Raw genomic sequence first — 18,465 nt, 5'->3', positions numbered from 1 at the left:
TGGACCGGTGGCCCGGCCCCCGCGGGGGCCGGGCCACCGGCTCAGATCACTTCCAGCTGCCCTCGATACCGTCGAGCACGGTCTTGGTGTCCTTGCCGTTCACCCAGTCGACCATGCCCTTCCAGAAGGTGCCCGCGCCGACCGCGGCCGGCATCAGGTCCGAGCCGTCGAAGCGGAAGACCGTCTTCGGGTCCTGGAGGATGCCGACGGAGAGCTTGTCCACCGGGTTCGGCACGTTGGCGATGTCGAGCTTCTTGTTCGCCGACACCCAGTCACCGATCTTGGCGCGGGAGTTGGCGTACTCGCCGGAGGCCAGGTAGGTCTGCACCGCCTGGACCTCGGGACGGTCGGCGAAGGCCGCGACGAACTCGCCGCCGCCCAGCACCGGCTTGCCCTTGGCCGGGTCGATCGCCGGGAAGTAGAACGCGAAGACGTCGCCGTCCTCGGCCACCTTGGTGCCCTGCGGCCACTGGTTGGCGTAGAAGGACGCCTGGCGGTGCAGGGCGCACTTGCCGGTGGTGATCGGCACGCCGGCCTCCTGGAAGGAGGTGGTGGCGATGCTCTTCACGCCGCCGAAGCCGCCGTTGACGTACTTCTCGTTCTTGAGGATGGTGCCGGCGCGGTCGAGGGCGTCGGCGACCTTCGGGTCGTTGAACGGGATGCCGTGGGTGGTCCACTGGTCGTAGACCTCGGGACCGCCGGTGCGCAGCAGCACGTCCTCGATCCAGTCGGTGGCCGGCCAGCCGGTGGCGTCACCGGACTCGATGCCCGCGCACCACGGCTTGGTGCCGCTGGCCGCGATGGTGTCGCTGAGCTTGACCAGCTCGTCCCACGTGGTCGGGACGGTCCAGCCCTTCTCCTTGAAGGTCTTCGGCGAGTACCACACGAAGGACTTGACGTTCGAGCCCAGCGGGGCACCGTAGAGCTGGCCGTTGACGGTGCTGTACTTCAGCCAGTCGGGGGAGTAGTTGGCCTCGGCCTCGGCCTTGGTCTGGGCGCCGACCGGCTTGAGCTTGCCGGAGTCGACGAACCGCTTCAGCAGACCGGGCTGCGGGATGAAGGCCAGGTCGGGGGCGTTGCCGCCGTCGACGCGGACACCGAGCTGGGCCTCGAACTCGCCGGAGCCCTCGTGGTCGATCTCGATGCCGGTGCAGTCCTCGAACTGCTTCCAGGACTGCTCGAGGCGGTCGGCCTCGATGTCCCGGATGGACGAGTAGATGCTGACCTTCTTGCCGTCGTTGTCGCCGTACTTCTCGTATGCGGCGCACTCCGCGGAGCCCGCGTTGCTGCTCTTCTTGTCGTTGCCGGTGCCGCAGGCGGTGGCGCCGAGCGCCAGCCCCAGCACGCCGGCGATCGCGAGAGCCTGGCGTGATCTGGCAAACGCCATGCCGTTCTCCTTCCTTGCCGGCGCGTGGAGGGATCGAACCCGCGCCGGTCCGATGGTCGTCCCCACATGTAAGCGCTTGCATCTCGATTGGTCCACCCCTGTTCGGACACGGCCCGGTAACAATGCCGAAACCTGCTCACCAGCCGTGGGCTCGCTCCCACGGACGGATCGGCGCAGGTTGGGGCTGGTTTCGGGGTGGGCATCTCTTCCCATCGATGGAGGTTTCTGTCACTCTCATCTCAGGCATCGAAGAATCTCTACACGGTGAGGTGGTGTGCGATGCGCAGACGGTGGTGGAGCCTGGCGGCGGCCGCGCTGCTCTCGGTGGGTGCCCTGGTGGTGCCGGCGAGCCCGGCGATGGCGGCCCCGACCTTCAAGGTCCCCTTCCCCTGTAACCAGTCCTGGACCGGGCAGACCCGGACCAACCACAGCCCGCCGTACTCGATCGACTTCAACCGCACCGACGACCTCGGCGACCCGGTGGTGGCCAGCGCGCCCGGGACCGTCGACCGGGTGACCGACCTCGGCGGCACCAGCTACGGCAAGTACGTCCGGATCAACCACGGCGGCGGCTACACCACCTACTACGCCCACCTCAACGGCTTCAACGTCTCGGTCGGCCAGACCGTCGGCTACGGCAAGGTGATCGGCTGGGTCGGCAGCACCGGCGGCTCGACCGGCCCGCACCTGCACTACGAGCAGCGGCTCAACGGCAACGACATCCAGATCCGGTTCAACGGCGCGCTCGCGCTCTACTGGGGCTCGAAGACGTACACCAGCGACAACGGTTGCTCCGGATCGACGGGTTCCGGCACGGTCAACACCGCGGGCGCCAACCTCACCGTCCGCTCCGGCCCCGGCACCGGCTACGACGCGGTCGGCACGGTGGCCGACGGCACCCGGGTGACCATCTACTGCCAGACCACCGGCACCACCGTCACCGGCACCTACGGCACCAGCAACATCTGGGACCGGATCGGCAGTGGGCGCTACATCGCCGACGCCTACGTGCACACCGGGTACGACGGCTTCATCCCGAACGTGCCGCGCTGCTGACGCCCGTCGGCGGTGTGGGTTCCGGCCCACACCGCCGACGCCGCGCGGTCAGGTGTTGAGCTGCCAGATGGAGAAGTTGAGCGCGGCGGCGAAGGTCACCCAGGCCCAGTAGGGCAGCATCAGCGCCGCCGCCGGGCGGGAGATCCGCCAGAAGAGCGCCACCGTCACGGCGATGGCCAGCCACATCAGCACGATCTCGGCGAACGCCAGGCCGTACTGTCCGGCGCCGAAGAAGAGCGGGGTCCAGATCGCGTTCAGCACCAGCTGCGCGATCCAGGCCCAGAGCGCCGGGCCGAAGCCGACCTTCCGCCAGACCAGCCAGCCGGCGAGCGCGATCAGCGCGTACAGGACGGTCCAGACCGGGCCGAACAGCCAGGAGGGCGGCGCCCAGTCCGGCTGCCGCAGGGCGGCGTACTCGTCGGTGGTGCCCTGCACCCCCAGGCCGCCGATCGCGGCGGCGACCGTCACGGCCGCGCCGAAGCCGAGCAGCGCCCACCAGGTGCGCGCGCCGTGAGTGCGCGTGGTGCTCCGAGTTATCTCCATGGTCGAGATGTTTCCGCCGGAGCGGCCCGACAAACCACCCCGGACAGCACAGCGCCGGGGCCGTCGGTTCCGGATCTCCAGGTCTGGGAGGACGGAGAGGTGGAATCGACGACCCCGGCGGGTCCGGTGGTGTGAACCGGCGTCAACTGAAGATGCTGACGCCACCCGGGCCGACCAGCAGGCCGACCACGATGAGGACGATGCCCCACAGGATCTGCCGGCGGAACAGCGCGAGGATGCCGGCGACCACGAGTACCACTGCGAGAATCCAGAGAATCAGCTCCATGGCTGCTGAATACCCGTCGTCGGCGGCCAGGAAACCTGGTCAGCCGACCAGATGATCTCCGAGGTGGAAGACGCTGTACGCCTGCTTGATGACCGGGTGGGCGACGTTGCGCACGCGTACTCCGCCGGGTGTGGTGCCCCGCTCGGTGCCGTGGTGCGCGTGCCCGTGCAGGGCCAGCGCGGTCGGCGCCGAGTCGATCGCCTGACCCAACTGGTACGACCCGAGGAACGGGTAGATCTCCAGCGGCTCGCCGGCGAGGGTGTCGGGCACGGGGGAGTAGTGGGTGAGCGCGACCAGCAGGTCGCAGTCCAGCTCGCGCAGCGCCCGGCCGAGCGCGTCGGCGCTCTCGTTGGTCGTCCGGACGAACGCCTTCATCTCCGGCTCGCCGAAGTCGCTGGCGCACCGCCCGGCGAAACCACCGCCGAAGCCCTTCACCCCCGCCACGCCGAGCCGACCACCCGGGGTCTCCAGCACGACGCCGGTGCCCTCCAGCACCGTGATGCCGGCGTCCTCCAGCACCTTCACCACCTGCGGCACCTGGTCGCACTGGTGGTCGTGGTTGCCGAGCACGGTGACCACCGGAACCCCGAGCCCGCCGAACTCCTGGGCCACGCAGCGGGCCTCGGACTCGGTGCCGTGCCGGGTCAGGTCACCGGCGAGCAGCAGCACGTCGGCGGAGCCGGGCAGTTCCTCCAGGGCCGGCCGGAAGCGGCCGACCACGTCCTCGTCCAGATGCACGTCGCCGACGGCGGCGATCCGGATCATCGTCGGGTCCTCCTCACGGCAGTTCCTCCGCCTGGGTCGGCGCCTGCGTGCGGATCACCCCGATGTCGCTGGTGACCGGCACGTCGGGGAAGCGCTCGGACACCCGGCGCAGGATCTCCTCCCGCCGGTGCGGGCTCTCCACCTCGCCGTAGAGGACCAGTCCGCGCTCGCGACGCACCACGGTGATCCCCTGCTCGGCGACGTCCGGGTCCTCGGCGAGCATCCGGTGGATCTCCGCCTCGACGTACTCGTCCGGCGGGCCGGCGCCATGCTCGGTCACGATGTCTCCTTCCCTTCGGGCGTACGGGCGTACGGCACCGGGGTGCCGGCGTACGGGACCACGTCCAGCCGGTCCAGCAGCACCAGGAACGCCTCGGCGTACGGCGAGTGCTGCGTCTCCTTCCGTACCCGTTCCCAGTCGATCTGTTCCCGCAGCGAGCGGGCCAGCGGCAGGCCCCGGGCGAAGTCGCAGTAGTGCTGGGAGAAGCTGAGCAGCTTGTGCACCATCAGCTGGGTGGCCGAGAGCACCGGCATGTGGATGGCGTCGACCGGCCGGACCACCGTGTCGGCGAAGGTCTCCCCGGTCACCGGGGTCTCGATCGGCCGGTGGATCAGGTCGACCATCCGCCCCTCGTCGTAGACCTTGACGAGCCAGTCCTCCGGCGGCCGTTCGGCGGTGAAGCCCTCGGCGGTGAGCGCCTCCAGGGACCGCTCGACGTCCTCCTCCCGGATCAGGAAGTCGACGTCGTGCTCGCTGGAGTGCCCGCCGTGCGCGTACACGGCGAAGCTGCCGCCCAGCGCGAAGGGGATCTCGTTCTGCTTGAGCACGGCGGCGACCCGCTTGAGGGTGTGCAACAGGCTCTCGTCCCCGCGCTCGGCCATCTGGTGCTCCCGTCGGTCGTGTGAAGGTGGACAGGCGGTCGGAAATGACATCGCGTACCCGGCAGGCCGCCCGCCCACACATCCGGTGGGTCGAGGGGTGGACGGCGAGGGACGAACCGGGACGAGTTTCCGGGAGATGAGCGTGGGTCGGATAGTCTGTGCAGGGTGGCCAGATCACTGCGGACGACCGGCGGCGCGGCCCGACTACGCCGGGTCGCCCTGATCGGCATCGACGGCTCGGGCAAGACCACCCAGGCGCACCGGCTCGCCGACGCCCTCACCCAGGCCGGTCGACCGGCCACCTATCACCGCAACGCCGGCGGCCGGCGCTGGCTGGGCCGGCTCGCCCACCGGCTGGGCCGCCCCGACGCGCAGCGCCTGATCGGGCGCAACGGCGTGCTCGCCGTGGAGTCCCTGCTGCGCTGGCTGGCCATCGCCGCCGCCCTGCTGAGCTGCCTGCTCACCGGGCGGGTGGCGGTGATGGACCGCTACGCCGCCTGCCAGTACGCCAGCATCCGGGCACACGGTGGGCAGCGCTGGGAGCGGCTGGCCCGGGTCGGCTACCGGGTCTTCCCCCGCCCGCAGGTCACCCTGCTGCTCACCGTCGACCCGACGGAGGCGTACCGGCGGATCGAACGGCGGGGCACCGACCACGAGACGATGGAGTGGCTGGCCGCCGCCGACACGGCCTACCGGACGCTGCCCGAGTACCCCACCTTCGTGGTGGTGGACGCCTCGGGGCCGCCGGACGAGGTGTCCCGGCGGATCCTGGCCCACCTCTCCGAGTGGCTGCCGTCCGGCGTCGTCACGCCGCCCCCGACACCGCCGGAGCGGGCGCCGTCGCCGGTCGTCGAACCGCCGGAGCGGCCGGCGCCGCCGGCCGTCGAACCGCCCCGGGAACCGGTGGTGGCTCAGGCCCGCCCGTAGACCGGGACGGCCGCGCCGCTGGTCGGGGCGGACTCGTCGGAGGCGAGGAAGCGGATCACCGGGGCGATCTCCGCCGGGCCGACCCAGCGACGGTGGTCGGCCCCCGGCTGGGCGGCCCGGTTGGCGGGGGTGTCGATCACGCTCGGCAGCACCGTGTTGCAGCGCACCCCGGAGCCCTTGTACTCGACCGCGACCGCGTTGGCGAAGGCGAGCACCGCCGCCTTGGCGGTGGCGTACCCGGCCGCGCCGGGGAAGGGGGCGAGCGCGGCGCGGGCCGAGACGCAGACGACCGCCCCACCGCCGGCCGCCATCAGGTGCGGCAGGGCCGCCTGGGTGACCAGGTAGGTCGGGCGCAGGTTGATCGCCAGCATCCGCTCGAACTCCTCGACCGGGGTCTCGTGCACCCGGCCGCCGCTGGCGTACCCGCCGACCAGGTTGACCACCGCGCGCAGCGGCGCGGCCGGGTCGCCGGCGGCCACCTCGACGGCCCGGGCCACCGCCACCGGGTCGAGCAGGTCCGCGGTGGGCCGGACCACGCCGTTGCCCGCCGGCCCCGCCGGGGGCCCGCTCTCCCGCTGCGGTACGACCACCCGCCAACCCGCCTGGCCGAAGGCGGCGGTCACCGCCCCGCCGAGTCCGCCCGTTCCCCCGGTGACCAGCACACTGCGATCCGCCATGGGGCACACCGTATCCCGGTCGATGCGCGGCCCGCGGACGAGGCGCGTCATGCTGCGGCGACGGCCGGTGCCGGGTCCCGGCACCGGAGGGGGATACTTCTGTCGGATACGCGTGGTGATGGTTGACGGTCGCGACTCATGAAAGTAAGTTTCATCCGTGGCGAAGAGTCCGAAGATTTCTGCGAGTCACGAGCCCGGTGGCCTGATCGTCCACATCAGTGGCCTGCTCCCCTCGCTGTCCCCCGCCGAGCAGCGGGTGGCCCGGCTGGTCGTCTCCGACCCGGCCGACGCCGCGCGGCGGACGATCACCGATCTCGCCACCGCCGCCGAGACATCCGAGGCCACCGTCATCCGGTTCTGCCGGTCGGTGGGCATGGACGGCTACCCGCAGTTGCGGATCCGGCTCGCCGCGGAGGCCGCCCGCCGGGTCGAGCCGCCGGACGCCCGGGTGGTCGGCGGCGACATCCCGCCCGGGGCCGACCTGGCGCAGATCATCGCCACCATCGCGTTCAACGACGCGCGGGCCGTCGAGGAGACCGCCGAGCAGCTCGACCCGGCGGTCTGCGAGCGGGTGGTGGACGCCATCGCCGCCGCCGGCCGCATCGACGTCTACGGCGCCGGGGCCAGCGGCTTCGTCGCCTCCGACTTCCAGCAGAAGCTGCACCGCATCGGCCGCACCGCCTTCTACTTCCCGGACGTGCACACCGCGCTGACCTCCGCCGCCCTGCTCGGCAAGGGCGACGTCGCGGTCGGCATCTCGCACACCGGCACCACCTCCGACGTCATCGAGGTGCTCGAACAGGCCCGGGCCCGGGGCGCCTCCACGGTGGCGCTGACCAACTTCCCCCGCTCGCCGATCACCGAGGTGGCCGACTTCGTGCTCACCACCGCGGCCCGCGAGACGACCTACCGTTCGGGCGCGACGGCCAGCCGCCTCGCCCAGCTGACCGTCGTCGACGTCCTCTTCGTCGGGGTGGCCGCCCGGAACCGGGCACGGGCCCGCAAGGCCCTGGAGGCGACCGCCGACGCGGTCCAGTCGCATCGGGTCGGTGCCGGGCGGAGGCGGGCATGACGGCCGGTCGGGTGGAGCCCGACGAGGCCGCGGTGGTCCGACCGGTGGTACGCGTCGGCGCCCCCACCGAGCGGCGCAACCCGCACAGCCTCGACCTCGACCTGATGTCGACCCGGGACGTGCTCACCGTCATCAACGAGGCCGACCGCCGGGTGCCGGACGCGGTCGCGGCGGTGCTCGACGAGATCGCCGCGACGGTCGACCTCGCGGTGGCCGCGCTGCGCGGCGGGCACCGGGTGCACTACTTCGGCGCCGGCACGTCCGGCCGGCTGGGAGTGCTCGACGCCGCCGAGCTGGCCCCGACGTTCAACTCCCCGCGTGACTGGTTCTGCGCCCACCTGGCCGGCGGCCCGGACGCCATGTGGCGCGCCGTCGAGGACGCCGAGGACGACGACCGGGGCGGTGCCGCCGAGGCGGCCGACTGCGTCCGCGCCGGTGACCTGGTGGTCGGCCTGGCGGCCAGCGGACGCACCCCGTACGTGCTCGGGGCGCTCGCCGCAGCCCGGGCGCAGGGCGCCTCGACCGTGCTGCTCTGCGCGAACCCGGAGGCGTCGGCCGCCGGCGTGGTCGACGTGTTCATCGGGGTGGACACCGGACCGGAGGTGGTCACCGGCTCGACCCGGATGAAGGCGGGCACCGCGCAGAAGCTGGTGCTGAACACCTTCTCCACGGCCGTGATGGTGCGACTCGGCCGGGTCTACTCCAACCTCATGATCGACATGGTCGCCACCAACGCCAAGCTCCGGGGCCGGATGATCTCGATCCTGATGGAGGCCACCGGCTGCTCCGAGGAGATCTCCCGTCGCGCGCTGCACGAGGCCGACGGCGACCTCAAGACCGCCCTGGTCTCGCTCGTCTCCGGCGCGGAGGTGCCCGCCGCGCGGGCCGCGCTGGCCCGGTGCGCGCACCAGGTGCGCGGCGCGCTGGCCCTGCTCGCCTCCTGAGCCGCCCCGTCACCCGAGGGTGAGACGCGGAACACGTCGTGGACGGGACGTCCGACGGCGGACGGATTGTTGTCCAGGGCGTGGGGTAATCCTACTTCCGTGAATGAACCGGCCGGTCCACCGACGCGTATCTGGCAGTGACCAGGATCGCAGCCCGGCGGTGACCAGGGTCGCTGCGTCATCAGGCGTCGCAATGGTGCGATGTGTGCTGGCGCAGGGCCATCTTCCCTGATCCGCCGGCCCGTTCGAGATGCGTGGCCAGTGAGCCCGAATGGGTGCTGACAGCAAACGTGGACCGAGCTTTCAGCTGATACTCAGGCATTCGTGACACTTTCGACTCACGACATGGAATCCCCGACACGTCTCATCTGTTGTGTAGGTGTCAGCACCGACGGGCACAGCGGAGGTTACGGGGGAGGGCTGATGGACGTGGGGATGGCAAGGAACCGGGCAACCGGCGCGAGCGAGGGGACCGTGGGCAACGTGGACAAGAACATCGGCATGCGGACCGACGAGGTCGCCGAGGAGCGCGACCTGGTCGGCGTCTACCTTCACGAGATCTCCCGGACGCCGCTGCTGGACGCCGCCAAGGAGGTCGATCTCTCCAAGGCCATCGAGGCCGGCCTCTACGCCGAGCACCTGCTCGGTGAGGACCGCGTCCCCGCCGGCGTCGACCGGGAGGACCTGGAGCGCCTCGTCGTCGAGGGCGAGCGGGCCAAGGACCTGTTCATCCGGGCCAACCTGCGGCTGGTCGTCTCCATCGCCCGCCGCTACGTGCGCTCCGGGATGCCCATGCTGGACCTGATCCAGGAGGGCAACACCGGCCTGGTCCGGGCGGTCGAGAAGTTCGACTACGAGCGCGGCTACAAGTTCTCCACCTACGCCACCTGGTGGATCCGTCAGGCGATCAGCCGGGCGATCGCGCAGCAGGAGCGCACCGTCCGACTGCCCGTGCACCTGGTGGAGGACGTCAACCGGATGCGCAACGTGGCCCGGCAGCTCACCCGTGAGCTGGGCAGCGACCCGGAGCCGGAGCAGATCGCGGCGGCCCTCGGCGTCACCGTCGAGCGGGTCAACGAGCTGGTCCGCTGGTCGCAGGACACCGTGTCGCTGGACACCCCGGTGGGCGACGACGGCGACACCAACCTCGGTGACCTGGTCGCCGACAGCGACGCCCCGTCGCCGGAGGAGATCGTGCTCACCGGCCTGGAGCGGCAGCGCATCGAGGGTCTGCTCAACCACCTCGACGACCGGTCCGCCGGCATCATGCGGGCCCGGTACGGACTGGAGGACGGGCGGGAGCACTCGCTGACCGAGGTCGCGTCGCGCTTCTCGCTCTCTCGCGAGCGGATCCGCCAGCTGGAGATCCAGGCCCTCGGCCGGCTCCGTGAGCTGGCTCGGGCGGAGGGGCTTCAGGCCGCCTGACCTGGTAACAATTGACGGCGAACGGCCGGCGTCCGATAGGGGGACGCCGGCCGTTCGCCGTCTGCGGTCGGTGCTACCGGACGCGGCCGTAGCCCTGGATGGGCATGATGTCCATGTCCCGTTTCAGCACGTTGCGGCCGGCGCTGGGCGCGTCGATGATCTGCCCGCCGCCGACGTACATGCCCATGTGCCCGAGGCCGCTGTAGAAGACCAGGTCGCCCGGTCGTAGTTCGCTGCGGCTGATGTGCGCCACCACACCCCACTGCATCCGGGTGTTGTGCGGCAGGGACTTGCCGGCCGCCCGCCAGGCGGCGGAGGTCAGGCCCGAGCAGTCGTACCCGTCGGGGCCGTCGCCGCCCCAGACGTACGGCTTGCCGACCGCCCCGTACGCGTAGCGCACCGCGATGCCGGCCTTGCCGGAGACGGCGGGCGCGTCGTCCCGGCTCGACGAGGCCGGTCGTGGGGCGGGCGCCTCGGTGGCCCGGCCGTACGCCTGCCGGCGCAACTCGTAGAGCTTGGCCAGGTCCCGTTCGATGGTCCGCCTGGTGCCCGACATGGCCTTCGCCTGTGCGGCCTCCCGGGCCAGCGTCGCGTCCAGCCGGGCCTTCTGGTCGAGCAGCCGGCGCTGGCTGTCGGTGAACCCGGCGATCCGCTCCTGGCGCTGCCGGGTGAGGTGGTCCAGCGTGCTCAGCCGGTCCATCAGGGAGCCGGAGCCGCCCGGTTCGAGCAGCGCCTGGGCGGTGCGCAGCCCGCCGGTCTTGTACGCGGTCGCGGCCAGCTCGCCGACGTCGGCGCGGCTCTGCGCGGTCTGGGCCTCCAGCGGGCCGATCCGGGCGTGCAGCCGGGCCGCGGCCGCCTTGTTGGCCTTGATCTCCTCGTTGAGCTTGTTGTACGACTCGACGACCCGCTCCAGCTCGGTCGAGGACTTCTCGATCCGTGCGGTCAGCTCGGCGACGGACGGCTCGGCCCGAGCCACCGCCGACGGGGCGATCAGCGCGGCCGTGAGGCCGGCGACCGTGAGCGTTCGCACCAGCATCCGTAAGGACGACAAGAGCGGAATGCTCCTCTCCACCGGTCGCCGCGGGGTGCCACGCCTGCGGCGACACCGGCCCGGGGCCATCCGGACGGATGGCGGCCGACCGGGCCGACCCGCCCAACCTAACCCGGGACGGATGTCACCCGCAGGTGAAGCAGGGGCGAAAGTTGGCAAAGAGGCAGGAAAAGACGCTGTGCGTGGTGACCTCTCGTGACGCCGTTGTGACCGCCGGGTCTGCCGTTTCGTAACTTCCGGATGCTTCTGCGGCTTGCCGACCGATTCGTCCTTCCGGGCGGATGACGTGCCTCGTCGCGGCGTCGACTGCCCGACAAAACCGAAATGGCCGGCAGATCCCGGCGTCGCGACAGCCGTGGACCGGACCACCGGTGCCGATTTCGCCGCGCGCCCCTTGCCGACCGGCAACAGAATGGAGCCTCGAGGCCGGGAATCCCGTCGTACGCAGGCGCGTGGCGATGGGAGCACCGGCGCCGCCGGCCCGTGGGAGGACGCCGTGCAGGCACACCGATCCGCCACCCGCCCGCCCCGATCGTCGCGGCGGACCACACTCCTCTACGCCCGCCCCGGCATCGTGGTGACCACCGAGCGGTTCACCGTCGGCCGGAACACCTACGCGGTCGCCGACCTCACCCACCTGCGCACCTGCCGGGGCCCGCACGACCGCCTCGCCGTGCGGGTCGTCGCGGTCACCACCGCCCTGATCACCACGGTGGGCGTCCTGCTCGGCTTCACCGGCGGGTTGCAGCGGCTCACCGCCGGGGCGTACCTGACCCTGGGGCTGGTCTGGATGCTGCCGGTGCTGCTGGTGCTCGCCGGGGACCGCTGGCGGCCGCCCGCGTACGAGCTGTGGGGGCACTGCCAGGGTGTCGAGGCGCTGCTGTTCAGCAGCGACGACGCGGGGCAGTTCGACCAGGTCGTCGCGGCGCTGCGGAAGGCCCGCGAGGGACACCGCTACGTCGACGCCGAGCAGGCGCCCGACGCGGGCTACTGGCGGCCGGAGCGCTGAGCGGGGCTCAGCCGGCGGCGACCGGCTCCGGGGCCTGCTCGCCGAGCCGGGCCGCCAACTCCCGGGTGACCTTGCGCTCGGCGACGAAGGACACGAACGGGACCGTGCCGGCGAGCATCACCAGCAGCATCCGCTTCAACGGCCAGTGCACCCGGCGGCCCAGGTCGAAGGTGGCGGCCAGGTAGAGCATGTAGAGCCAGCCGTGCGCGGTGCCGACGACCTCCACCACGATCGGCTCGTCGGCCGCGTACTTCAGCGGCATGCCGATCAGCACCAGCACGACCAGCGCCACGCCCACGATCCAGGCGATCACGCGGTACCGGGTAAGGGCTCCGCCCACCGTCGTCCGTCCTTCCGCACCGGCCTCAGCCGGGATAGTCGCCGGGCTTCGCGCCCGGGTTGGCGTTCAACCATGTCAGGTAGCGGTTGTACTCGGCCAGGTCGGCGTCCTCCGGCCCGCCGCTCGTCGCCGGCACCCGGGTCACCCGCACCGGGCGGCGTACCGCCGGGGTGGGACCGGACGCGGCGTCACCGGGCGTGACCGGCTCGGTCGGCGCGGTGGCCGCCTCCGGCGCGGCGGCGGGCCGGCCGCGCAGCGTGTGCCGGACCTCGCGCCACCAGACGAAGACCACGAAGCCGGCGAAGATCGGCCACTCCACCGCGTAAGCCCAGCTGAGCGTGTTTCCCGAGGCGGCGCGGCTGATCTGCCACCAGCCCAGCGCCAGGAACCCGACGACCAGCACGACCATGGCCACGTGGCGGACGATCCACGCCGGTGTCCAGAGCCGTTTCATGGCGTCGAGCGTACCGGGGCGACCCGCCGTCTCCGACACGGTGTCGTAGGTGGGTTTGGTGACACCCGGTGTGGGCATCCGTCTAGTCGCCAGCCCAAACGAGCCCAGGGGGGCGACATGACCGAATCAGTACGCCAGACCGGAGCCAGCCCGGAGCAGCGGGTGACCGAGTGGGACGGCGACCACGCCGCCTCCGGCGCGTCCGGCGACCTCGACGGCGAGCTGCTCGGGGTGGACCCGGCGGAGCTGGGTGACGAGGACCTGATCCGGGAGCTGCAGAGCCTGCACCGCACCCGGCTGGACACCCTGCGGCACGCCTCGGACTCCGCCCTCGCCAACCACCTGCGCCGCACCGCCGAGTTGGAGACCGAGTACCTGGCCCGGCACCCGGGGCGCGAGATCGACCCGAGTCGGTTGCGGGACGCCTGATGGACGCGCGCGCCGAGCGGGGCATGTCCGCCCCACCCGAGGTGGTCTTCAGCACGGCGACCGACCCCGACCGGGTGTCGGCCTGGTTGCCGGAGCCGCTGCGGGTCGACGGCGGGGAACGCCCGCAGACCAGCGCCGAGCAGCTCCGGGCCCGGTGGAGCAGCGGCTCCGCCCCCGGCTGGTCGGCCGAGATCCAGGTGGAGCCCGCCGACGCCGGCGGATCCCGGGTCCGGCTCGACCTGTCCGGGGACGGGGCCGACGGCCTGGCCGACGAGACCCTGGCCAACCTCGCCCGTGAGGTGGCCGACAACCTGACCGCCGGATGAGCGGACCCTGACCAGCACGAGGAGGCCGGCTTGACCGGGACTGGCTTGAAGCAGAGGGTGGCGCGGCTGCGCCGCGCGTACGCGCCGGACGAGTACCGGCCGCTGGACGGCTACCTCAAGGCGATGGGCACCTACGCCACCGTCGCCGCGTCCCTGGCCGGGCTGGTGAAGGTCACCGGGCGGCCGGTGCCGGAGCGGCCCGCCACCGCCGACGTGGTGCTGCTCGGCATCGCCACGCACAAGCTGAGCCGGCTGCTCGCCAAGGACGCGGTGACCAGCCCGCTGCGGGCGCCGTTCACCCGCTACGACCACCCGATCGGCAGCGGCGAGGTGATGGAGCAGGTCCGCGACTCCGGCAGCCCGACCCGGCACGCCATCGGGGAGCTGCTGAGCTGCCCGTTCTGCCTCGCGGTCTGGGTCGCCACCGGCATGACCGCCGGTCTGGTGCTGGCGCCCCGGCTCACCCGCCTGGTCGCCACCGCGCTGACCGCGGTGGCCGCGTCGGACTTCCTCCAGATGGGGTACGCGGTCGCCCAGCAGGCCGCCGAGGGCGGACACCACGACGAGGACTGACCCGTACGCGCGAGCGAGGGGGCCGGCAGCGCTGCCGGCCCCCTCGCTCCGTGGCTGTTCGTCAGGTCGGCGTGCTGCCGCCGTTCTCGCCGGCCCAGCCGCGCGACGTCTCCGGCTCCCGTTCGTCCTCGCCGGTGATGATGTCCCGGTCGACCGCGGTGCGGTCGTGCTCGTTGGCGAAGTCCGGCTCGGGGAGGGTGTCCGTGCCCTCCGGCGGTTGGCCGAGCGCCGGCACCTTCTCGTGGCGCTCCTCGTGGTGGGACATTGCGGTCTCCTCTCGCCGGGGACTGCCGGGGGTCAGGTGACCGAGCCGCCGAGCAGGTCCGCCACCTCGTCCACCGCGTACTCGCCCTGGGGCAGGGCGGCGATCCGGGTGAGCAGCTGCGCGGGCAGTTCCGCCGCGACGGCCCGGCGGTAGATGTCCGCCTGGCTGATCCGCTCCTGGCCGTGGTACAGGTCCTCCAGCAGGTCGTCGAGGCGCCGGATGTCCGGCTCGTCGACGGCCGCGTCGGTGGTGGGCGCGTCGGTCACGGGAACGTCGTCGGTCACGCCGGCACACCTACCCGCCACCAAACCCCCCAAACCCACCCCCGGTCCCCGCCCCGCCGCCCGACCCCGGCCCCGCCCCGTTGATCAAGAGGTTTTGGTCATGACACGCCGGTGTGGGGAACCAAAACCTCTTGATCCACGGGGTGGGGGTCCGGGTGGGGCGGTCGGGGGAGGGGGAGGGGAGGGTCAGGCGGGGGTGGGGAGGGTGGCGCGGCGGGCGCGGACGGCGGAGGCCAGGTGGTCGAGGACGTCGGCGGTGGTGTCCCAGCCGATGCAGGCGTCGGTGACCGAGCGGCCGTAGGTCAGCTCGCGGGTCGGGTCCAGGTCCTGCCGGCCGTCGAGCAGGAAGCTCTCCAGCATGATGCCGACGATGCCGCGCTGGCCGGCGGCGAGCTGTTCCGCCACGTCGGCGGCCACCTTCGGCTGGTTGCGGTGGTCCTTGCCGCTGTTGGCGTGGCTGGCGTCCAGCACCACCCGCTCCGGCAGTCCGGCCTTGCGCAGCAGGTCCAGCGCGCCGGCCACCGACTCGGCGTCGTAGTTGGGCCGGCCGCCGCCGCCGCGCAGCACCAGGTGACCGTCGGCGTTGCCCCGGGTGTGCATGATCGCCGGGGTGCCGGAGACGTCGATGCCGGGGAAGACGTGCGGCACGCCGGCCGCCCGGATCGCGTCCACCGCCGTCGAGATGCTCCCGTCCGGGCGGTTCTTCATGCCGATCGGCATCGACAGGCCGGAGGCGAGCTGGCGGTGCACCTGGCTCTCCACCGTCCGGGCGCCGATCGCGCCCCAGGCCACCGTGTCGGCGATGTACTGCGGGGTGATCGGGTCGAGGAACTCGCAGCCGACCGGCAGGCCGAGGCGCAGCACGTCGAGCAGGAGCGCGCGGGCGGTGCGCAGCCCCCGGTTGACGTCGCCGGAGCCGTCCAGCGCCGGGTCGTTGATCAGGCCCTTCCAGCCCACCGTCGAGCGCGGCTTCTCGAAGTAGACCCGCATCACCACCAGCAGGTCCTCGGCGTGCCGGTCGGCGGCCTCCCGCAGCCGGTGGGCGTAGTCCAGGGCGGCGGCCGGGTCGTGCACCGAGCAGGGGCCGACCACCACCAGCAGGCGGTCGTCGGCATGGTCCAGCACCCGGCCGACCGCGCGTCGCCCGGCCAGCACGGCCGAGGTGAGCGGGGCGTCCAGGGGCAGTTCGTGCAGGAGCAGGGCGGGGGTGGTCAACGGCACGACGCGGTCGATCCGCTGGTCGATGACCGCGCCGGTCTCGGTGTCCGGGGTCGTCACGGTGGGCATCCTTCCGCCGACCGTGCCCCGGGGCCGGTACCCGGGTCGAGCCGGCTGCTCGTACGCAAAAGGGCAGGAACTTCAGCTCCTGCCCGGCCGGCTCGAACTCAGGTGACGTCAGCTCATGGTGAGGTCACCGGCGTCGGAGCCGGCTGCCTAAACCATCGATACGAGCGCGTCACGTCGACCAGCGTACCCGACCGGTCGGGGAGGGCTCACCGGGTCGTCCGGAAACCCTCGCCTGAAGTTTACCCACGTCGATGCCACCAGCGGTAACGTCCTCGACACCTACAGCAATCCGGGAGGTCTCGATGGACCGTCGTACCGTCCTGCGCGCCACCGTCGCCGGTGGCGCCGCCGCCTTCGCCGGCAGCCTCTGGTCCGGCGCCGCGTCGGCCGCCCCGGCCCAGCCCGGCGTCGGCCCGTACGGGCCGCTCGGCGCGGCCGACGCCAACGGGATCCAGCTGCCCGCCGGCTTCGCCAGCCGGGTGATCGCCCGCTCCCGGCAGGTCGTGCCCGGCACCTCGTACGCCTGGCACGACGCGCCCGACGGGGGCGCCTGCTTCACCGCCGGCACCGGCTGGATCTACGTCTCCAACTCGGAGATCTCCACCACCGGCGGGGCCTCGGCGGTGCGCTTCCGCGCCGACGGGACGATCGCCTCGGCGTACCGGATCCTGTCGAACACCAACCGCAACTGTGCCGGCGGCGCGACCCCGTGGGGGACCTGGCTCTCCTGCGAGGAGGTCAGCCGGGGCTACGTCTACGAGACGTACCCGCAGGGCGGCACCGCCGCGGTGCGGCGCGCGGCGATGGGGCGCTTCAACCACGAGGCGGCGGCGGCCGACCCGGACCGCAAGGTGATCTACCTGACCGAGGACGAGAGCAATGGCTGCTTCTACCGGTTCCGGCCGACGGTCTGGGGCGACCTGTCCAGCGGCACCCTGGAGGTGCTGGTCGCCGGCACCGCGACCAGCGGCCCGGTCAGCTGGGCGCGGGTCCCCGACCCGGACGGCTACCCGACGTCGACCCGCCAGCAGGTCTCCGGGGCGAAGCGGTTCAACGGCGGCGAGGGCTGCTGGTACGCCGACGGCACCTGCTGGTTCACCACCAAGGGCGACAACCGGGTGTGGGCGTACGACGCGGTCGCCCAGCGCATCGACCTGGCGTACGACGACTCGCTGGTCACCGGCGGCACCGCCCCGCTCACCGGCGTGGACAACATCACCGGCTCGACCCGGGGTGACCTGTACGTCGCCGAGGACGGCGGCAACATGGAGATCAACATGATCACCCCGGAGGGGGTGGTGACGCCGTTCCTGCGGATCAACGGCCAGTCGTCGTCCGAGATCTGCGGCCCGGCGTTCTCCCCGGACGGCAGCCGCTTCTACTTCTCGTCACAGCGCGGCACCTCCGGCTCGTCGTCCGGCGGGATCACCTACGAGGTGCGCGGCCCGTTCCGCTGACCGGGCTCGCATGGTCGCTGCCGGAGCTGACCGGCGGCCGGGAGCCTGCGGAGTGCGGGCGGGGCGGGCGGGGTAACACCACCGGCATGACCCACGAGCAGAGCGACCAGGAGCGGGTGGAGTCCCGTGCCCACCTGCTGCCCGAGGAGGCGGCGGTCGGCAGCGACGACCCGCAGGCCCAGGCCGACGCGATCCTCACCGAGTCGGACATCCGTGAGGAGGACCGCAACGCCGCCCCGGACACCGTGTTGGAACACCGCACCTCCGACCAGACCGTGACCCCGATCGAGCCCCCCGACTAGGACGTCGACGCGCCCCGCACCCGGCGGGAACCGGCGTAGGTCCGCTCGCGCAGCCAGGCGAGCGGGCCCGCCAGGCGCAGGTCGGGCGGCAGGTTGCCGACCGGGTCGAAGGCCAGTGCGGCGTCCGTCCGGGCGTCGAGCTTCTCGCCCAGGGCCACCTGACCGAACGGCCGCCACGGACCGACGGCGGACGCGACCGCGAGCACCAGGCGCGGCGCGTCCGCCGACCGGGCCGCCGCCGCCACCTCGCCCAGGCTGCGGCCCAGCTCGACCGAGTCCGGGTCGGCCAGCGCCGCCAGCCAGAGCCGCCGCGCGCCCGCCCGGTACGACATGATCGAGCTGTACGTCCCGGTGAAGCGCCGCCGGGGCAGCGGCAGGTGACGCAGCACCGGGGCCGCGCCGGCGGAGCTGACCAGCAGGTCGACCGGGCCTCCCTCGGCCCGGTGCAGCCGCACCGCCAGCCCCAGCACGTCCGGCCAGCTACCCGGGGTGGGCACCCCCTTGGACAGCCGCGCCGTGGCCCGGTACCGCCCCGGCGCGTCCAGCAGCGGCACGCCGGTCGGCGGACCCGGCGTACCCCAGATCGTCACCTCGGCGGCGAACGCGCGGCCGGCCGGATGCAGCAGGCGGCGGCCTCCGCCGCGCAGCCGGGTGAGCGCGGCGGCCCCGGCGGTGACGGCGGTGGCGAGACGGGAGGGCATGGCACCTCCGGTACCCGCCGCCG

Annotated in this window: 24 protein-coding genes and 1 pseudogene; 11 read left to right on the top strand and 14 right to left on the bottom strand. The window is 72.5% G+C overall.

The window, feature by feature from the left end; genetic code table 11:
- Nucleotides 1–46: 46 nt before the first annotated feature.
- Complete coding sequence (locus GA0070614_RS10250; protein ID WP_088975740.1) at nt 47–1,387, bottom strand: ABC transporter substrate-binding protein; 1,341 nt, start codon at nt 1,385–1,387, stop codon at nt 47–49.
- 279 nt (nt 1,388–1,666) lie between these two features.
- On the opposite strand from GA0070614_RS10250, the gene GA0070614_RS10245 reads away from it, so the two are divergent.
- Nucleotides 1,667–2,443: a M23 family metallopeptidase gene (locus GA0070614_RS10245; RefSeq protein WP_088975739.1), complete on the top strand. Its 777-nt coding sequence runs from the start codon at nt 1,667–1,669 to the stop codon at nt 2,441–2,443.
- A 48-nt stretch (nt 2,444–2,491) separates the two neighbouring features.
- On the opposite strand, the gene GA0070614_RS10240 is transcribed toward GA0070614_RS10245, so the two are convergent.
- From GA0070614_RS10240 to GA0070614_RS10225, 5 genes and pseudogenes are all read right to left on the bottom strand, one after another.
- Nucleotides 2,492–2,986, bottom strand: a complete 495-nt coding sequence (locus GA0070614_RS10240; protein WP_088975738.1) for a TspO/MBR family protein — start codon at nt 2,984–2,986, stop codon at nt 2,492–2,494.
- 142 nt (nt 2,987–3,128) lie between these two features.
- Nucleotides 3,129–3,272 carry a GPGG-motif small membrane protein gene (locus tag GA0070614_RS30545; RefSeq protein WP_018786997.1) on the bottom strand — a complete coding sequence of 48 codons (144 nt, stop codon included), beginning with the start codon at nt 3,270–3,272 and terminating at the stop codon, nt 3,129–3,131.
- Nucleotides 3,263–4,037: pseudogene (locus GA0070614_RS10235) on the bottom strand (metallophosphoesterase family protein). The gene GA0070614_RS30545 and the pseudogene GA0070614_RS10235 overlap by 10 nt, the downstream one beginning before the upstream one ends.
- A gap of 13 nt (nt 4,038–4,050) precedes the next feature.
- On the bottom strand, nt 4,051–4,260 hold the full coding sequence (locus tag GA0070614_RS10230) for a hypothetical protein (protein ID WP_231933675.1): 210 nt from the start codon (nt 4,258–4,260) through the stop codon (nt 4,051–4,053).
- Nucleotides 4,261–4,313: 53 nt separating this feature from the next.
- Nucleotides 4,314–4,970 (bottom strand): nucleotidyltransferase, encoded by a 657-nt coding sequence (locus GA0070614_RS10225; protein WP_331715102.1) that lies wholly within the window; start codon nt 4,968–4,970, stop codon nt 4,314–4,316.
- 114 nt (nt 4,971–5,084) lie between these two features.
- On the opposite strand from GA0070614_RS10225, the gene GA0070614_RS10220 reads away from it, so the two are divergent.
- Entirely contained in the window at nt 5,085–5,846 is a 762-nt protein-coding gene (locus GA0070614_RS10220; RefSeq protein ID WP_088975734.1) for a dTMP kinase, read from the top strand.
- Here the strand turns inward: GA0070614_RS10220 and GA0070614_RS10215 are convergent.
- Nucleotides 5,831–6,523 (bottom strand): SDR family NAD(P)-dependent oxidoreductase, encoded by a 693-nt coding sequence (locus GA0070614_RS10215; RefSeq protein ID WP_088975733.1) that lies wholly within the window; start codon nt 6,521–6,523, stop codon nt 5,831–5,833. The two genes, GA0070614_RS10220 and GA0070614_RS10215, sit on opposite strands and share 16 nt — an antisense overlap.
- Before the next feature lie 157 nt (nt 6,524–6,680).
- On the opposite strand from GA0070614_RS10215, the gene GA0070614_RS10210 reads away from it, so the two are divergent.
- From GA0070614_RS10210 to GA0070614_RS10200, 3 genes are all read left to right on the top strand, one after another.
- Nucleotides 6,681–7,595, top strand: a complete 915-nt coding sequence (locus GA0070614_RS10210; protein ID WP_088975732.1) for a MurR/RpiR family transcriptional regulator — start codon at nt 6,681–6,683, stop codon at nt 7,593–7,595.
- Entirely contained in the window at nt 7,592–8,539 is a 948-nt protein-coding gene (gene murQ, locus GA0070614_RS10205; RefSeq protein ID WP_088975731.1) for an N-acetylmuramic acid 6-phosphate etherase, read from the top strand. Before GA0070614_RS10210 ends, murQ begins: the two co-directional genes overlap by 4 nt.
- A 435-nt stretch (nt 8,540–8,974) precedes the next feature.
- A complete protein-coding gene (locus GA0070614_RS10200) occupies nt 8,975–9,964 on the top strand; it encodes a sigma-70 family RNA polymerase sigma factor (protein WP_172892404.1) in 990 nt (329 codons plus the stop codon).
- A 73-nt stretch (nt 9,965–10,037) separates the two neighbouring features.
- Here GA0070614_RS10200 and GA0070614_RS10195 read toward each other — a convergent pair whose 3' ends face one another.
- Nucleotides 10,038–11,015 (bottom strand): C40 family peptidase, encoded by a 978-nt coding sequence (locus tag GA0070614_RS10195; protein WP_088975729.1) that lies wholly within the window; start codon nt 11,013–11,015, stop codon nt 10,038–10,040.
- Nucleotides 11,016–11,511: 496 nt separating this feature from the next.
- Here GA0070614_RS10195 and GA0070614_RS10190 point away from each other — a divergent pair, with 496 nt between their 5' ends.
- The gene (locus GA0070614_RS10190; protein WP_088975728.1) at nt 11,512–12,024 is read left to right on the top strand and encodes a DUF6232 family protein; all 513 of its coding nucleotides are present in this window, start codon (nt 11,512–11,514) and stop codon (nt 12,022–12,024) included.
- Nucleotides 12,025–12,031: 7 nt separating this feature from the next.
- On the opposite strand, the gene GA0070614_RS10185 is transcribed toward GA0070614_RS10190, so the two are convergent.
- Together GA0070614_RS10185 and GA0070614_RS10180 are read right to left on the bottom strand one after the other, a co-directional pair.
- Nucleotides 12,032–12,364 carry a DUF3817 domain-containing protein gene (locus tag GA0070614_RS10185; protein ID WP_088975727.1) on the bottom strand — a complete coding sequence of 111 codons (333 nt, stop codon included), beginning with the start codon at nt 12,362–12,364 and terminating at the stop codon, nt 12,032–12,034.
- Between the two features lie 25 nt (nt 12,365–12,389).
- Nucleotides 12,390–12,818, bottom strand: a complete 429-nt coding sequence (locus GA0070614_RS10180) for a hypothetical protein (protein WP_197701434.1) — start codon at nt 12,816–12,818, stop codon at nt 12,390–12,392.
- A 117-nt stretch (nt 12,819–12,935) separates the two neighbouring features.
- On the opposite strand from GA0070614_RS10180, the gene GA0070614_RS10175 reads away from it, so the two are divergent.
- From GA0070614_RS10175 to GA0070614_RS10165, 3 genes are read left to right on the top strand one after another with little or no spacing between them, the layout of a single operon-like run.
- On the top strand, nt 12,936–13,247 hold the full coding sequence (locus tag GA0070614_RS10175; protein WP_088975725.1) for a DUF6158 family protein: 312 nt from the start codon (nt 12,936–12,938) through the stop codon (nt 13,245–13,247).
- Complete coding sequence (locus tag GA0070614_RS10170) at nt 13,247–13,573, top strand: SRPBCC family protein (protein ID WP_088975724.1); 327 nt, start codon at nt 13,247–13,249, stop codon at nt 13,571–13,573. Before GA0070614_RS10175 ends, GA0070614_RS10170 begins: the two co-directional genes overlap by 1 nt.
- Nucleotides 13,574–13,603: 30 nt before the next feature.
- Nucleotides 13,604–14,146, top strand: a complete 543-nt coding sequence (locus GA0070614_RS10165) for a DUF1360 domain-containing protein (protein WP_088975723.1) — start codon at nt 13,604–13,606, stop codon at nt 14,144–14,146.
- Nucleotides 14,147–14,207: 61 nt separating this feature from the next.
- Here GA0070614_RS10165 and GA0070614_RS10160 read toward each other — a convergent pair whose 3' ends face one another.
- From GA0070614_RS10160 to GA0070614_RS10150, 3 genes are all read right to left on the bottom strand, one after another.
- Complete coding sequence (locus tag GA0070614_RS10160) at nt 14,208–14,411, bottom strand: hypothetical protein (RefSeq protein WP_088975722.1); 204 nt, start codon at nt 14,409–14,411, stop codon at nt 14,208–14,210.
- Nucleotides 14,412–14,443: 32 nt separating this feature from the next.
- Nucleotides 14,444–14,695, bottom strand: coding sequence for a hypothetical protein (locus tag GA0070614_RS10155; protein WP_088975721.1), 252 nt, complete (start codon nt 14,693–14,695; stop codon nt 14,444–14,446).
- A 186-nt stretch (nt 14,696–14,881) separates the two neighbouring features.
- Nucleotides 14,882–15,982: a 3-deoxy-7-phosphoheptulonate synthase gene (locus GA0070614_RS10150; protein ID WP_088975720.1), complete on the bottom strand. Its 1,101-nt coding sequence runs from the start codon at nt 15,980–15,982 to the stop codon at nt 14,882–14,884.
- 302 nt (nt 15,983–16,284) lie between these two features.
- Here GA0070614_RS10150 and GA0070614_RS10145 point away from each other — a divergent pair, with 302 nt between their 5' ends.
- Together GA0070614_RS10145 and GA0070614_RS10140 are read left to right on the top strand one after the other, a co-directional pair.
- Nucleotides 16,285–17,439 (top strand): alkaline phosphatase PhoX, encoded by a 1,155-nt coding sequence (locus tag GA0070614_RS10145; protein WP_088975719.1) that lies wholly within the window; start codon nt 16,285–16,287, stop codon nt 17,437–17,439.
- A gap of 86 nt (nt 17,440–17,525) precedes the next feature.
- On the top strand, nt 17,526–17,741 hold the full coding sequence (locus tag GA0070614_RS10140) for a hypothetical protein (protein ID WP_088975718.1): 216 nt from the start codon (nt 17,526–17,528) through the stop codon (nt 17,739–17,741).
- Here GA0070614_RS10140 and GA0070614_RS10135 read toward each other — a convergent pair.
- Nucleotides 17,738–18,442: a phosphodiesterase gene (locus tag GA0070614_RS10135; protein ID WP_088975717.1), complete on the bottom strand. Its 705-nt coding sequence runs from the start codon at nt 18,440–18,442 to the stop codon at nt 17,738–17,740. The two genes, GA0070614_RS10140 and GA0070614_RS10135, sit on opposite strands and share 4 nt — an antisense overlap.
- Nucleotides 18,443–18,465: the final 23 nt, after the last annotated feature.

The sequence above is a fragment of the Micromonospora coxensis genome (genome assembly GCF_900090295.1).
In the GTDB taxonomy this organism is placed as follows: Bacteria; Actinomycetota; Actinomycetes; order Mycobacteriales; family Micromonosporaceae; genus Micromonospora; species Micromonospora coxensis.
This window is presented reverse-complemented; position numbering and strand designations above follow the sequence as displayed.